Consider the following 15368-nt stretch of genomic DNA (forward strand, 5'->3'; position numbering starts at 1 on the left):
GCTGAGCGCACACCCGCCGGTCCGCGACGGTCGACGACGTCGGCCTGTCAGGGATTGACGACGACGTCGTCGAGCGGGTCCACCGGACCGTCCACGCAGGACCACGGCATGAGCCACGAACGTCCGGCGCCCGAGTCGTCCAGGCCCAGCAGGACCACGACCTGCTCCCCGGCACGGGTGCCGGAGGCGGCGGCCCGGGTGGCCCAGGAGGGGCCGTCCTCAGGCACTGACCGCCAGCACGAGTTTGCCTGTGCCGCAGTGAGTTCGGAGGTGGTGAGCTGAGTCCCGTCAGCGGTCGACGCCGCCACGGACGGGGTGGCGTCCTTGAGCTGTGCCCCGAAATCGTCGGCGACCTCGCCGAGCGAGGCGGCCGGGACGAGCCCATCGAACTCGTCACCCATCCGCTCCGGCGCAGCCTCGAGGGCAGGTGCTCCACCGGCGGAGTCCGCACCGGCATCCTCGGTCGCCGCGGCGGCGGCATCCAGCTCGGTGCCGGCCTCGTCCTGCGCGGCGGACTCGCCGCCTGCCGAGTCGTCGCCCGCAGCGGCTTCGGCGCCACCCTCACGGGCGTCATCGGCTCCCTGGGTGGTGGCCCGGTCGCCGGCCGGGGCGTAGGCCGCGGTGTCCCCACCGATACCGGGGCCGTCCAGGACCTGGCTGAGGGCGACGGTGGTCACCAGCAGGCCGGCTGCGGCGGCGCCGAGGGCCACCAGGGTGCGACCGGGTCGACGCCGGCTGCGCTCGGCTGCCAGGTCGACCAGCGTGTCGCTGCGGGTGGTGAGATGTCCGGGCTCGCCCGGCCCGGACGTCGATCCCTGCCCGGAGCCGGCGGAGGCCTGCCCGAGCGCGCGGTGGGACTGCTCGACGGCCAACCTGGTCTCGATGCGTGCGACGAGGTCCGCCGGCATCGGTCCCGGGTCCGGAAGACCCTGCAGGAGCGCCCTGATCCCGGTGTGGTCGACCTCGAACGTGCCGCTCTCGTCGGGGCCCGGCTGCGACGGGGCAGGGCCGGTCGGTGGGTCGAGCGGTGTCACGCGGAGTCCTCCTCACGAGATGTCGGTCCTGTCGCGCCCCGGCCAAAGAATCCTCCGGGGAGCCGTCGAGACGGACGGGTGGACGGGGATGGGCCAGGATGCGCCTTCTGGGGGTACGACGAGCCGGGGGACGAACCGGTTCCCGTCCGCCCGACGAGACGCCGGTCACACCCGCTGGAGTGCCTCATACCGGAGCCTCCTCGGACTCCCCACCGACGCCACCCAGGAGCTGGGCCATCGCCTCCCGGCCGCGGGAGCAACGCGACTTGATCGTGCCCTCGGCGACCCCGAGGATCTTCGCGGCCTCCGAGACGGGCAGCCCGTGCATGTCGACCAGGGTCAGGGCCAGGCGCTGACCCTCCGGGATCTGCGCCAGTGCCTTCTGGACGTCGAGACGGACCTCGACCGACCGGTGGTGGTCGCGGGGCTCCACGGGCTCGTGGTCGGCGATGTCGGAGGTGGGCTTGACCCGACGCAGGCGGTCCAAGCAGGCGTTGACGGTGATCCGGTGCAGCCAGGTGGTCACGGCAGAGTCCCCGCGGAAGGAGTCTGCGCGACGGAAGGCGTTGAGGAAGGCGTCCTGCACGGCGTCCGAGGCGACCTCGGGGTCACGCGTGGTCCGCAGGGCCAGGGCCCACATCCGGTCGCGGTGCCGTCGGAAGAGCTCTCCGAAGGCGTCGGGGTCGCCGCGGCTGTGGAGCCGCAGCAGGGCGGCGTCATCTACCTCGTCGAACGTGTCCAGCGGCGTCATGGGAGTCAGCGGACGCTGATCTCCCGCACGCTCACGATCTCGCCCGCGGACGAGGTGTAGGCACGGTCGAACCAGATGATGAGGTAGCGGCCCGTGTGCGCCTGCTCCGGGCGGATCTCCCAGGTGCCGCTGGCGTCGTCACGGCTGGAGAGCTCGGTGGCTCCGGACCGGGTCGGGCGCTCGGCCAGGTAGACCGTGGCGCCCATGTCGCCCTCGCCCAGCAGGACGTCCACCTCGCTGACGGTGGCACCCTCCCCGAGGTCGAGGATCAGGCCGGTGCCCCGCTTCAGGCCGCCCCAGTCGGGGGACAGGTAGGTGTGCGAGGTCCACTCCGTGTCCTCGTCGCCGTCGACGGCGAGCGGGGTGAGGTCGTTGCGCTCGTCGCCATCGCCCTCGGGGTCGTAGGAGGTGATGCCCAGGATGCTCGGCGCGCCGCCCGCCGGGGGTGCAGCCTCGTCGGAGGCATCCTCCGAGCCTTCCCCGGACCCGCCTGCGGTCTGCGCCGATTCGTCGTCGGCTCCCGCTCCGGTGGTTGCGCCTGCGTCCGCAGGGGCGCTCACGCTCGGGCTCGCAGCAGGCTGGTCGTCGCCGCCGCCAAGACCGTTGAGCACGCTCCAGCCCAGGACCGCGGCCAGGCCGAGGATGCCGACGAGCACGAGGAGGACGGCGGCCGTCTGCCCACCGGTGCCCCGCTCCTCGCTCAGGCCGATGGCCTCCCTCCCGCGGGCTGCGGTCGCCGCCAGGCGCGACTCGGGCGCACCCTGGGTCGGCCGCCCCGGGCTGCCCGGTCGGCGCGGTTGGATCCGCTCGCCGGTGCTGCGCAGGCCGAGCATGTCGGCGGTGCTGGGGCGCTCCAGCTCCCCGGTCTGATCACCCTCCCGGCGCCCACGGTCGGCCGCAGCGCCGGCTCCGAGGCCCGCCGCAGACACGCCACCGACGGCGTCACCGCCGGCCGCGCCCTGCGGCTGGCCGTGGGCCTGCCGGTAGTAGGGCTTGGGGACGGCCGTGGTCGCGTCGTCGTCGTGCTTCGGGGGGTGGGCGGCGGCGGCAGCGGCGCTGGCGCCGGCCGTCCCGCTCAGCGCGGCTGCCGAGGCGTCGTCCACGCTCGACTCCGGACCGGTGAAGATGCTGGGGCGCCCCTCCCGGACCATGTCGGGGGACCAGGGGGAGAGCTGGCGGGCGAGCTCGCCCGGGCTGTGCGGCGCGCGCACGAAGTCTTCCTCGGGGCCCAGGACCAGCCGGCACAACGTGTCGAGGTCGCCGGGCACCCCGCCGACCGACTCCGAGGGTGCCGGGTAGGAGCCGTCCTCCAGGCGGCGCGCCGGGCGCAGGCCGGAGAGCTCCTCGCCGGGCCAGGTGGCCGTCAGCCCGGTGTAGAGCAGGCTGACCAGGTCGGCCGTGTCGATGATCGAGGCCTCGTCGGCGGTGACGTCGTCACTGCCCTCCAGGGCGGCGGCCACGCCGACGCCGGAGACCTTGACCACCCCGTCGCCGGTGCGCAGCACGGCGTGGGGGTTCAGGTAGAGGTGGTGCAGACCCCGTCGGCGGGCGGACTCGAGAGCCGAGGCCGCCTCCCCGATGATGCGGCGCGCCTCCTCCGCGGGCAGCGGCCGGTCCGCGACGAGCGAGGCGAGGGACTCCGCGTCGCTGAGGCCCTCCTCCACGATCCAGGCCAGGCCGTCCTCGGAGCCGACGTCGAGGACGCGGACGAGCCGAGGGTCGTCGACCGAGGCGACGCGTCGGGCACCGTCGAGCACCGCGGAGGCGATGGGAGCGTTGTCGCCGGTCGCGGGGAGCACCGTGACGGCGACGAGGCGACCGAGAGTGGTGTCCTGCGCCGACCAGTAGTCCAGCGCACCGCCCTCCCTGCGGGCCAGCAGCTCGTCGAGCGCGTAGCGGTCACCCAGCCGGGTGCCCACCGTGAGCCGATCCATCTCGTCGTCCTTCCCTGCCTCCCCGCTCGGGGTGCGGTCCAACCCTAGTGTGCCAAGGTCGTCGACCATCTCGGTCGTGGACGCGCGCGCCGCGTGGCGTCCTGCGGACACCTCGCTCTTCTCCGGGGTATGCGGCAGCGCCAGCTCCTCCTCGACGCTCGCCAGGGGCGCGGCGGGGGTCGAGGCGCCTTCGGGCGTCGCCTCCCCCTGGAGGGTGGGGACCCCGTCCGGCGTCGAGACCGGTGCGGCGGGGGTCGCGGGCGCGAACCGGCTCAGCCCCGGGACCCGTCTCAGCAGCGGGGTGGCCACGTCGCCGATCTCGCGGACCCCCAGACGGTGAGCGAGCACCGCATACACGCCGAGGTAGAGGTGGCCGGTGAGACCGAGGGTGAGGACCGCCCCGACGAAGCCGGGCCGCTCCTGACCTGCGTCGCCGTCGACGAGCAGGGCGAGCAGGCCGCGCATCAGCAGCCAGGCGGGCACGAGGGCGAGCAGGGCCGCGGCGGCGGCGCGCAGGTAGGTGCCGGCGACCTGGCGCAGGCCGATCCAGGGCAGCTTGCGACGGACCGCGCGCAGGCCCAGGACCGCTGCGGTGGTCTGGCCGAGGGCCTGACCCAGGGCGATGAGGATCGCCACGATGCCGGGGGCCGCCCAGAGGGCGAGGACGCAGACGGTGAGCAGGATCGTGGTGATCGCGACCTGGAAGAGGAAGGGGGTGCGGGCGTCCTCGAAGGAGTAGAAGACCCGCGCGCAGAGCAGGTAGATGCCGTAGGGCACCAGGCCGACGGTGAGGGCGATCAGGATCATCGCCACCGACCGGCTCTCCTCCGGAGTGGAGGAGGGGTAGAGGACCTGGGTCAGCAGGGGCGCCAGCAGCACCATCCCGAGCGCGAGCGGGACCATCGCGGTCGCCAGCATGCGCAGCCCGCGGCCGACCTGCGAGGCCATCCCGCGACGGTCGTCGGCGGCGGCCGCCTTGGACAGGATCGGATAGATCGCGGTGAGCAGCGACAGCGCGATGAGGGAGTGCGGGAGGATGAAGACCGAGAAGGCGTAGTCGTAGGCCATCTTGCCGGGGGCGTCCGGCACCGAGCGGACCGCGCTGTTGAGCAGGTTGGTGGCCGTGATCATCCCGGTCTGGGAGACGCCGATGTCGGCCAGGGCCCAGCCGGCCATGACCGAGGCGGTGCCCAGCCCGACCCCGCGGAAGCCCCAGCGGAAGCGCCACTGGAAGCCCGTGGCCCGGACGGCGGGGAAGAGCACCAGCGCCTGGGCGATGATGCCCAGCGTGGCGGAGCCAGCCAGCAGCCAGATCATGCCGACGGTCCAGGTGTCGACGGGAATCTCGCCGGCGTCGGGATAGAGGCGGACGAAGATCAGGATCCCGATGATGGCGATGACGTTGGCGAGCGCCGGGGACCAGGAGAAGGCGGCGAAGCGGTGGTAGGCCGCCAGGATCTGTCCCAGCAGGGTGTGCAGGCCGTAGAAGAGCATCTGGGGGATGCACAGATAGGCGAAGAGGATCGCCAGGCGCAGCATCGGGTCGTCCCAGGGATACTCCAGCATCATCAACCGGGTGACCAGCGGAGCCGCGAGGACGAAGAGCACGGTCCCCGCGGTCAGCAGCACCACCGACAGGGTGATCAGCCGGTCGCTGAACTCCTGCCCCTCCTTGCCCCGCGTCATCGCACGGGTCAGCTGGGGCAGCAGGAGGACGTTGAGGACGCCCGCCGCGAGCAGCAGGTAGATCGTGTTGGGGATCGTGTTGGCCGTCTGCCAGATGTTGCCGGCCGGGGTCTTGATGCCCAGCGCCCAGGCCAGGACGGCCATCCGGACCACGCCCAGGATGCGCGAGGCCATCGTCCCGCTGGCCATCACCAGGCTGGAGCGCGCCAACGAGGAAGTGGATGACGGACTGTCGCTCACGGATGCTCCTGGGTCGTGCCGGGTGTCTCTGTGGTGCCGGATGTCTCGGTCCTGCCCTCGGTCGGTGAGTCGTCGGGCGCGGTGCGGGGCCCGCTGCGCACGGCGCGGATGACGCCGAGGACGACGAGGATGCCCGCCAGGCCGCCGAGGACCAGGTAGATCCACCCGCCGGTCGGGGTGACGTGCACCTCGACGGAGGTCCGGTCGCCCAGGGGCGTGCCGTTGGGCGCGGTCAGCTCGGCCGTCACCTGGGTGTGCCCGCGGGTGATGGCCCGTGCGGTGAAGGAGACGGTCGCCCGGCTGTCGGGCCCGATCGTGACCGGGTCGGGCTGGTCGATGATCTGCAGGATGCTCGTGCTCGGCACCAGCTGGACGTGGAGGTCCTCCACCTGCACCGGCAGGTTGTTGACGAGGGTCACCCGCATCACGCCCTGGTCGGAGAGGAAGTTGATGGTGCTGGGGTTGACGCGCACGCCGGCGAGCACGGCGTCGGAGTCGGCACGGATGCGTCGCCAGGTGGTCTCCCACACCTCGGGGGCGTCCCGCCATCTCGTGGACCACAGCCCGGACAAGGTCTGGTCCCAGGAGTCCGGGCCATCCGTCCCCACGAGCACCTGGGACAGACCGGTCAGGTGCTGGTCGAGGACGGACAGCACGCGCGCCGTGCGGGTGGTCAGCGGGCTGCCCGGGTCGCTGGCGTAGGACGCGAGCGGTCCGAGCGCGTCCGTGTCCACCTCGCCGCCGGACAGCTGGAGCTCGGGATTCTGCCCGACGCCGTCCAGCAGGGATGAGGCCGACCGTGGGCGCAGCCAGGGAGCGGTGGAGATTCCGTCGCTCAGCTCGGCGAGCAGCTCGGGGTCGGCCCGGCTGTCTCGTTGCGGTGCCACGACGACCGACCGCTCGACCTGGGGTGCCTCGGCCCAGGAGGCGAGGGAGTCGGCCAGGATCCGTTGGGTCACGGCGCCGGCACCGACCTCGTCGGTCAGGTCCGCCGAGGCCGACAGGAGGGCGGAGGCCCGGGTGTCGGTGGTCAGGGCGGTCACCCCGGCCGGGGCCTGCAGCGGGACCGCGGCCTCACCCAGGGAGGTCGGTGCGTCCCCGGTGACAGCCTCGCGGGGGAGCAGCAGCGCGCTCAGCAGTCCGTCGGGATGGCCGGCACCGCTGGTGGGGCCGGCATAGCCCTCCGAGGAGGCCCGGTCCGAGGCCCGCCCGGCCCAGAGGGCGGCCAGCTGCGCGACCTGGTCGGACGTGGGGCCCTGCACCAGGGGCCAGGCGATGTCATCCCGACCCCGGAGCAGCAGCTGGTCGAGGTCGGGGTCGGAGGCAGGGGTCCGGGCCATGGCGCGGGCCACCGCGGCGCTCGTCGAGGTCCCGGGGGTCAGCCCGAGCAGGGCGCCGAGGTCGGGGTCGTCGGCGGGAAACCACCAGAGCCGGTCGTCCGGCACCGCCCTGAGAGCCTCCCTGAGCTCGCCCATCGCGGCATCCACGGAGGCCTGGGGCTCGGTGGTCGGGAGGGCGGGAGACACGGGCGGACCAGGTCCATCCGTCGGGATGTCCTCGTCCGGCGCCCCGGTCACCCCGGCGCCGCCCGAACTCCCCTCCGGGTCGCCGCTCTCCTGGCCATCGGTGTCAGGATCATCGCCTCCTGGATCATCGCCTCCTGGGTCAGCGGTGTCCGGGGCGCCTGTGTCCTGGTCGGTCGTGGCACCGGGGTCCGCCGTGCTCGACTCCACGTTGGGCACGGGCGGGTCCGTCGGCCCGGTCGTCACGAGGGTGGGCTCCGGATCCGGCACCAGCAGGAGCGAGGGATCCACCATCCACGTGACCCCGGGCACGGTCAGGTGCTCCATCCACGTGCGCACGGGCGCCCCGGGGTCGAGCAGGTCGGACCAGGCCGACAGGCGGACCACGTCGGCCGGGTCGTTCAGGGCCGGGTCGGCGGGCAGGGTCAACGGCACGACATAGGCGACCTCCAGCGGCTGATCGACCTCCAGGGGCCGGGTCGCCGCCAGGACGGTCCGCATCGAGACGAACGCGGGATCGTCCGTCCCCTCCTCGGTCGAGGCGGACCCTTCCTGGGTGTCCTCGGTGGTGACGTCCCCCTCGCCCGCGACCGGCTCGTTGTCGGCCTGGAGCTCCAGGGGCAGGACGGCACTGTCGCCGGGCAGCCCGGTCAGGACGTCCGGCGGGATCCGCAACGAGAACGGCACCTCGGAGCCGGCGGCGACGACTGGTCCGACGAGGGCGTGGCCCAGCTCCCAGGGGCTGATCCGCTCGTCGCTCCCGTCCAGCCACCGGTCCACGGCCTGTCGGCTCTCGAGGGTGGACCAGGCGGCCGTCGCCGTGATCGTCCGCAGGCGACGACCCTCGTCGCCGTCGTTGACGACCCGGCCGCGCAGCTGGATCGGCTGGCCGATGACCGGGACGGTGGGGCTGACGTCGTCCAGGACGATGCGCAGCCCCTCGGTCTGCGGGGGGTCGGCGGGCAGCGACAGGCTCGCCCCCGGGGAGCCCGGGCCCGAACCGGCGTCCGGGCGGGCGGCCACCGGTGCCCCCCCGGCAGGCAGGACGAGCAAGGCAGAGAGGGCGGCACCCACGGCGGCCCTGGCCGGGGCGGCCCACGCGGGTCGGCGGGCTGGTCGGTCCACGGCGGGTGCTCAGGCGCTCCGCATGAGGCGCGTCCACGCCTCCCGGGCGATCCGCCGCTCGTTGGGGAAGGTCAACTTGCGGTGGACCTCGTCCAGCGGCACCCAGATGGCGTCGATGGCCTCCTGGTCAGGGTCGTTCTCGATGGTCAGGCGCCCCCCGGTGGCCTCGAGCAGATAGTGGTGGACCATCTTGTGGATCCGGTGGGAAGGGGTGGTGAACCAGTACTCGATGATGCCCAGCGTCACCAGGACCCGCCCCTCGATGCCGGTCTCCTCGGCCACCTCCCGCTCCGCCGTCTCGATCAGGGTCTCCCCGGGCTCGACGTGACCCTTGGGCAGGCACCACTCGACCTTGCCCGAGCGGTTGCGCCGGGCGATGATCGCGATCCGCGCCCGCCCCTCGTGCACGTCGATGACCACCCCTCCCGCGGACGTCTCGCTCACCGACGGCAGCCGGGCTGCCGACGTGGTGGGGCGGGAGGTCGCGGTCATCAGTCCACTGTAACCAGAGTTCTCTGACCTGCCCAGAGGTCGCACGGCGGGGTGTCGGTTCGCCTACCCTTGGGGGCAAATGACCTCTCCGACGACCGCCGACGGCGCCCTCCTCCTGCAGGCCCTGCGCCATCTCACCCCGGCCCTGCCGCTCCTCACCGAGATCGGTGAGCGCTTCGCCGCGTCCGGCCACGAGGTCGCCCTCGTGGGCGGCCCCGTCCGCGACGCCTTCCTGGGCCGGACCTCGCCCGACCTGGACTTCACCACCTCGGCGTCGCCGGACCAGATCGAGGAGGTGCTGACCGGCTGGGCCGACACCACCTGGGACGTCGGTCGTGACTTCGGCACCATCGGCGCCCGCAAGGGTGAGCACCACCTCGAGTTCACGACCTACCGCGCCGACGCCTACGACCCCGAGTCCCGCAAGCCGGTCGTGGCCTTCGGCGACAACCTCGAGGAAGACCTCGTCCGTCGCGACTTCACGGTCAACGCGATGGCGCTGCGCCTGCCCGACCTGGTCTTCGTCGACCCGCACGGTGGTCTGGAGGCGCTGGCCGACCGGAGCCTGAGCACACCGCACACCCCGGAGGTCTCCTTCGGCGACGACCCGCTGCGGATGCTACGCGGCGCCCGCTTCGCGGCCCAGCTCGGTTTCGTGCCCGATCCCGCGGTCTTCTCCGCGATGTCCGGTATGCGGTCACGCCTGTCGATCGTCTCCGCCGAGCGGGTGCGCGACGAGCTGGTCAAGCTCGTCATGTCCGACAACCCGAGGGCCGGCCTGGAGGTGCTCGTGGAGACGGGGCTGGCCGAGGAGGTGCTGCCCGAGCTGCCGGCGCTGCAGCTGGAGGTGGACGAGCACCACCGCCACAAGGACGTCTACGAGCACAGCCTGACCGTGCTGGACCAGGCGATCGCCCTGGAGGACCCGCCGGAGGCGACCGGGCAGGACGAGGTGCCGGGGCCCGACCTGGTGCTGCGGCTGGCCGCGCTGCTCCATGACATCGGCAAGCCGCCCACGCGGCGCTTCGAGCCCGGCGGGGGCGTGAGCTTCCACCACCACGAGCTGGTCGGCGCCCGGATGACCCGGACCCGCCTCAAGGCGCTGCGCTTCGACAAGGACACCATCAAGGCCGTCTCCCGGCTGGTGGAGCTGCACCTGCGCTTCCACGGCTACGGCACCGGGGAGTGGACCGACTCGGCCGTGCGCCGCTATGTCACCGACGCGGGGCCGCTCCTGGGCCGGCTGCACAAGCTCACCCGCTCGGACTGCACGACCCGCAACCAGCGCCGGGCCGCGCGGCTGGCGGCCAGCTATGACGACCTCGAGCGACGGATCGACCGGCTCCGCTCCGAGGAGGAGCTCAAGGCCGTCCGGCCGGAGCTGGACGGCAACCAGATCGGTGAGATCCTCGGGATCCGTCCCGGACCCGTTCTGGGCCGGGCCTACAAGCACCTGCTGGCGGTCCGGCTCGACCAGGGACCGATCGGGCAGGACGCGGCCCGCACCGAGCTGCTGCGCTGGTGGGCGGAGCAGCCGGAGTCGGGAGATGGCTAGCAGCCGGCACGCCCGGCGGCCTGCCCCGGGGAGGCGCCGCGCGTCGGCGACCAGCCCGCTCACGCACCGTCTGGCCGCCGTGCCCTGGGTGACCCTCGTGCTGACGACCGTCGCGGCTGTGCTCGCGGTCATGCTGGTGCGCCCCGACGGCTATGCCGCCACCAGCACCGTCACGGCCGCGACCCCCCGGGTCGCCCAGCAGACCGCGGTCGCCCTGACCCGCCTCGACCTCGGCTCCCGGGTCGCCACCGAGCTCGAGCTCGACCCGTCCTGGCGCGGTGACGTCCACTACGAGATCGACCATCGGCCCCAGGACCGGGCGCTGCTCATCACCGCCCGCAGCACCGACCCCCGCCTCAGCGCCGTCGCGGCCGACACCGCCGCCGCGCTCGCCGTGACCGACCTGGAGGAGGGTGAGCTGTCCCTCGCCTCGACCGCCCAGGTCCCCACCGCCCCCGAGCGCCAGATTTCCCGGTGGTGGATCGCCCTGGCGCTCGGCGCCCTCGCGCTCGCAGGCCTGGTCGAGTGGCGCTACCGAAGGTGGGAACTACGGCATACCCCGGCATCCGCGCGCACCGCGCAGGTGGGCCGATGACCGCAGGCGAGCACCCCGCCACCCCCGCCACCCCCGCCGCGGACGGTCAGGACGCCCCGCTGACCCGCGCCAGCCTCCGGGCGATGCGCGCGGCCCGGCACGCGCTGCAGGTCCCGCCCGTGCCCCGCGACTTCCGCACCGACATCGAGGGGATGCGCGCGATCGCGGTGATCGGCGTGATGCTGTGGCACGCCGGCGTCACACTGCTGCCCGGTGGTTTCGTCGGCGTCGACGTCTTCTTCGTGGTCAGCGGCTTCCTCATGACCTCGCTGCTCCTGGAGGAAGGCCGGGCCAGGGGCCGCATCGACGTGCCGCGCTTCTACGCCCGCCGCGCCAGACGCCTGCTCCCAGCGGCGCTCACCGCACTCCTGGGCACCGCCGTCATCACCGTCCTGGCCATCCCGCGCACCCGCTGGGGCGACATCGGCGGCGACATCCTGGCCTCGGCCGCCTACGTGGTCAACTGGCGGATGTCGGGACAGGCGGTCGACTACCTGGATCTCTCCCGCGCCCCCAGCCCGGTGCAGCACTACTGGTCGCTGTCGGTCGAGGAGCAGTTCTATCTCGTCTGGCCGCTGCTGATCCTGGCGGTCCTCGCCGTCGCACGCGGCCGCGCGAAGGTCTTCGGCGTCGGTGTCTGGACGCTCACGGCGGTGCTGCTGGGCGGGTCGCTGGCGCTGTCCTGGTGGTGGACGCAGACCTCTCCGGCGCAGGCCTACTTCGTCACCCCGACCCGTGTCTACGAGCTCATGCTCGGGGCCGTGGTCGCCCTCGGGGCCCGGACCTGGGCGATGATCCCACGGTGGATGAACGCCGCGCTGGGGTGGCTCGGGCTGGCGATGATCCTCTCCGCCCTGCTGCTCATCGACAAGGAGATGGCCTTCCCGGGCACGCTCGCGCTGCTGCCCACGGTCGGCACCGCGCTGGTCATCATCGCCGGCTTCACCGCCGGCGGCGCGGGCCCCGACCGGCTGCTGCGCGCCCGGCCGCTGCAGTGGGTCGGGCGGATCAGCTACAGCCTCTACCTGTGGCACTGGCCGTTCGTGGCGGCCGCCGCCTCGCTGGCCGCGGTCGGCCTCGGCGGCCCTGAGAGCCTGCCGGTGCACTGGGGCCTGCTCGCCGTCCTCATCTCGGTCGTGCCCGCCTGGCTCTCCTTCAGGTATGTGGAAGATCCGGTCCGCAGGCACGGTCGCCTCCTCTCGCGCCGGGTGGGTCCGGGGATGGCCACGCGCCGCACCCTCCTGCTCGGGATCAACTGCACCCTGGCCGGGGCCATCGCCGGGATGATCCTGCTGTCCCTGGCACCGCCCTCGACCACCGCCACCCAGGCGGCCTGGCGGATCCCGGCGATCGTCGACGAGCTGCGGGCCCCGGTGGGCGCGGGGACGCTGGCCGGGGGCGGCGACGAGAGCGGCGGCGAGGACGGCGAGGGGAGCTCCTCCGGCGACGGTGACGTGGCCGGTGCCACCCAGGCTCCCGGCGATGGCGCCGGGGCCACCGGTCCTGGTGGGGGCGCCGGGCCGGACGGGGAGAGCAGCACGACGGGACCGGGCACGGACGAGGCCGCGGTGACCACGGCGCCGCCGGAGCCTCCCGAGCCCGAGATCCCCGACAAGCTCGGCACCCTCGCGGTGCCGCTGGAGCAGGTGCCCGACGACACCCCGGTGACCCGGCCCGAGGGCTGCCACGTGGGGCTGGCCCAGTCCGGCGTCGGGGTCTGCGAGGCCGGCGACCCCGAGGGGGAGGTGACCGTGGGCCTGTTCGGCGACAGCCACGCCGGCATGTGGCTGACCGCCCTGGACGAGATCGGCCGCGAGCGCGGCTGGCGGGTGCAGACGGTGACGAAGGCCTCCTGCCCTCCCACCCAGGACCTCGAGCTGCCCGCGGACCGCGCCCCCGAGTCCTACGACCAGTGCCGCGCCTACCAGCCCAAGGCGTGGGAGCGGCTGCTGCAGCTGGAGCCGGACGTCGTGGTGCTGTCCTCGGCGGCCTACAGCACCTCGGACGCGGAGATGGCGGCCGCGCTCGGCCGGCGGATCGACGGCCTGCGCCAGCGGGGGATCCTGCCGGTCGTCATCCGCGACGTGCCCCGCCCCGGCTTCAACGTCCCCGACTGCCTGGTCAGCAACCCCGACAAGGCCAGCGAGTGCGCCTTCGAGCGGGAGGACGCGCAGGCGCGGGCGGGGACCGGTCAGCTGGAGCTGCTCACGACCCGCCCGGGCCTGCCCTTCCTCGACCTCACCGAGGCCATCTGCCCCGGCACGGTCTGCTCCCCGGTGGTGGGTGATGTCGTGGTGTGGCGGGACAGCAACCACCTCTCGGCCACCTACATCCGCTCCCTGACCGACCTCGTCGACCGTGAGCTGGCCCCGTGGGTTCGGGCCTCCCACGTGCCCGAGCCCGGGCTGACCGGGCTGATCGAGTCGGCACGCTTCGTCGAGCCCGAGGACGGCTGACGCTGGCAGGCTCGCGGGCCGGCGCGTCATCGGCCGTCCCGACGCATAGGGTGGGCTGATCACAGGGAGGCGCAGATGATGGCAGAGCTGGTGGCCGAGGTGGTCCCGCCCGCCCCGCTGCCTGCCATGGCCCGGGTCCAGCTCGCGGGCGCGCGATCGGCGGAGGACCTCCTGGCGCTGGCGCTGCGCAGCCGCCACGACACCGTCTTGGCGGCGCTGGCGGATGCCGCGGCCCTGCACCGCAGCCCCGCCTCGCTCCTGCCGCGGCTCCTCGAGGGGCAGCAGCTGCCCGACCGCGCCCTGCGCCGAGGCCAGACCCTGCCCCATACCCTGGCCCTGGCCACGGCGTGGGCCGGGATGGCCAGGTCCACGGCGGAGCAGCGGGCCGCCGTCGAGATCTTCCGCCAGGTGCTGGAGCGCCTGGGGCCCACCGGGCTCGCCCCCCGCGACCAGCGCAGCTATCTGCAGGTCTCCTACCTCGTGGGCCGTCACGACCTCGTCGAGGAGGGCCTGCGCTCACTGTCCCGGGTGACCCCCGCGGTGGTGGCGGGGCTGCGGGCCGACCTGGCCAACCCGTTCGTCGGCGGGCCGCGGGCCACCGGGCACCAGGAGTGGGAGGCGCTCTTCGGTTCCCGCTTCGTGGAGAAGGGCCTGACCCCGCCACGGATCGACGCCGGCACGGTGCCTTTCGACGGACTCTCCCTGGAGGCGCCGCGGTCCGTGGACGGGCCGCTGGTGACCGTGGTCGTCCCGGCCTACCGCCCCGACGCCGGCCTGCTCACCTCCGTCCGCTCCGTCCTGGCGCAGACCCACGCCCACCTCGAGGTGCTGCTCGTCGACGACTGCTCCGGGCCGGAGTTCGCCGACCTCTTCGAGGAGGCCGCCAGCCTCGACGAGCGGGTCCACCTGCTGCGTCCAGAGCGCAACGGCGGCTCCTACCTGGCCCGCAACCTCGCGCTCGGCCGGGCCCGGGGGGAGCTCGTCACCACCCAGGACGCCGACGACTGGTCCCACCCCGAGCGGATCGCGCGGCAGGTCGAGCTGATGCGCGCCGAGCCGCTGGCCGCCGGCAGCCGCAGCGCCGCGATCCGCGCGCTGCCAGACCTGACCCGGCAGTGGTTCGGCTACAGCCCGGAGCGGATGAACGCCAGCGCCCTCATGGTCCGGCGCGACCTCCTGGAGCGGCTGGGCGGCTTCGACCCGATCCGCAAGGGGGCCGACAGCGAGATGCACGAGCGGCTGGGGCACCTCGGCGGGGTCGTCGACGTCCAGGCGCCCCTGGCCATCACCCGCCTGGCCGCCGGCTCGCTGTCCCGGGCCGACTTCTCCTACGGCCGGCACAGCCCTGACCGGGTCCTCTTCCGCAGCGCCTTCCGGCGCTGGCACCGCACCGCGGGGGAGGACCTCGGGCGACGGGTCGAGCGCGAGGGCTCCTTCCCGTATGCCGTGCCCCGCGCCTTCGCGCGTGCCCTGCCCCACGCCGCTCCGGCGGCGGACGCCTACCGGCTCGTCCTGCTGGTGGACCAGCACGACCCGCTCCCCGCCGGGGCGGACGAGGCGCTCGCGGCCCTGCTGAGGCCCGGCGGGACGGGCGACGTCGCGGTCCTGGGTCGGGAGAACCTGCTCCGGGCCGGGTCGGAGGTGCTCGGCTGGGACGCCGGCCTGCTCGAGGCCGCCGTCGACGGGCTCCCCCTGCTCACCGACAACGACGCCGACGTGCACGCGGGCACGCTGCTCGTCCTCGACCCGGACCTGCTGGCGCTGCCGGCCCTGCCCATGCCCGGGCTCACCGCGGATCGGGTCGTGGTGGTGGCGGTCCCGGGGGCCGACCTGGAGACCGTCGGCGCCATCGTCCGCGACACGTGGGGGTGCCCCCCGACCTGGGTCGCCGCCGACGGGCACGCCCGCGAGGAGTGGGCGCAGGACGGCTGGACCCTTCCGGTTCTGACCGGGCTGGTCACGCCATGACCGGGCTGG

At 73.8% G+C, this 15368-nt stretch carries 9 protein-coding genes; 4 read left to right on the plus strand and 5 right to left on the minus strand.

Going from position 1 to position 15368, the window contains the following annotated elements:
- Nucleotides 1-47: 47 nt before the first annotated feature.
- From ACTMMA_RS05245 to ACTMMA_RS05265, 5 genes are all read right to left on the minus strand, one after another.
- Nucleotides 48-1034 (minus strand): hypothetical protein, encoded by a 987-nt coding sequence (locus ACTMMA_RS05245; RefSeq protein WP_441189039.1) that lies wholly within the window; start codon nucleotides 1032-1034, stop codon nucleotides 48-50.
- 184 nt (nucleotides 1035-1218) lie between these two features.
- Entirely contained in the window at nucleotides 1219-1785 is a 567-nt protein-coding gene (sigM, locus tag ACTMMA_RS05250) for an RNA polymerase sigma factor SigM (RefSeq protein ID WP_441189040.1), read from the minus strand.
- A gap of 5 nt (nucleotides 1786-1790) precedes the next feature.
- The gene (murJ, locus tag ACTMMA_RS05255) at nucleotides 1791-5615 is read right to left on the minus strand and encodes a murein biosynthesis integral membrane protein MurJ (protein WP_441189041.1); all 3825 of its coding nucleotides are present in this window, start codon (nucleotides 5613-5615) and stop codon (nucleotides 1791-1793) included.
- A gap of 26 nt (nucleotides 5616-5641) precedes the next feature.
- A complete protein-coding gene (locus ACTMMA_RS05260) occupies nucleotides 5642-8293 on the minus strand; it encodes a DUF6049 family protein (protein ID WP_441189042.1) in 2652 nt (883 codons plus the stop codon).
- Nucleotides 8294-8302: 9 nt separating this feature from the next.
- The gene (locus ACTMMA_RS05265; RefSeq protein ID WP_441189043.1) at nucleotides 8303-8785 is read right to left on the minus strand and encodes an NUDIX hydrolase; all 483 of its coding nucleotides are present in this window, start codon (nucleotides 8783-8785) and stop codon (nucleotides 8303-8305) included.
- 79 nt (nucleotides 8786-8864) lie between these two features.
- Between ACTMMA_RS05265 and ACTMMA_RS05270 the strand changes: the two genes are divergently transcribed.
- The 4 genes from ACTMMA_RS05270 (at nucleotide 8865) to ACTMMA_RS05285 (ending at nucleotide 15359) form a co-directional block, all read left to right on the plus strand.
- Nucleotides 8865-10340 (plus strand): CCA tRNA nucleotidyltransferase, encoded by a 1476-nt coding sequence (locus ACTMMA_RS05270; RefSeq protein ID WP_441189044.1) that lies wholly within the window; start codon nucleotides 8865-8867, stop codon nucleotides 10338-10340.
- 79 nt (nucleotides 10341-10419) lie between these two features.
- Nucleotides 10420-10935: a hypothetical protein gene (locus ACTMMA_RS05275; RefSeq protein ID WP_441189045.1), complete on the plus strand. Its 516-nt coding sequence runs from the start codon at nucleotides 10420-10422 to the stop codon at nucleotides 10933-10935.
- Nucleotides 10932-13391: an acyltransferase family protein gene (locus ACTMMA_RS05280; RefSeq protein WP_441189046.1), complete on the plus strand. Its 2460-nt coding sequence runs from the start codon at nucleotides 10932-10934 to the stop codon at nucleotides 13389-13391. The genes ACTMMA_RS05275 and ACTMMA_RS05280 overlap by 4 nt, the downstream gene beginning before the upstream one ends.
- 78 nt (nucleotides 13392-13469) lie before the next feature.
- Nucleotides 13470-15359 (plus strand): glycosyltransferase family 2 protein, encoded by a 1890-nt coding sequence (locus ACTMMA_RS05285; RefSeq protein ID WP_441189047.1) that lies wholly within the window; start codon nucleotides 13470-13472, stop codon nucleotides 15357-15359.
- The last annotated feature ends 9 nt before the right edge of the window (nucleotides 15360-15368 follow it).

This window comes from Ornithinimicrobium panacihumi, from assembly GCF_052073805.1.
GTDB classification, from domain to species: domain Bacteria; phylum Actinomycetota; class Actinomycetes; order Actinomycetales; family Dermatophilaceae; genus Ornithinicoccus; species Ornithinicoccus panacihumi.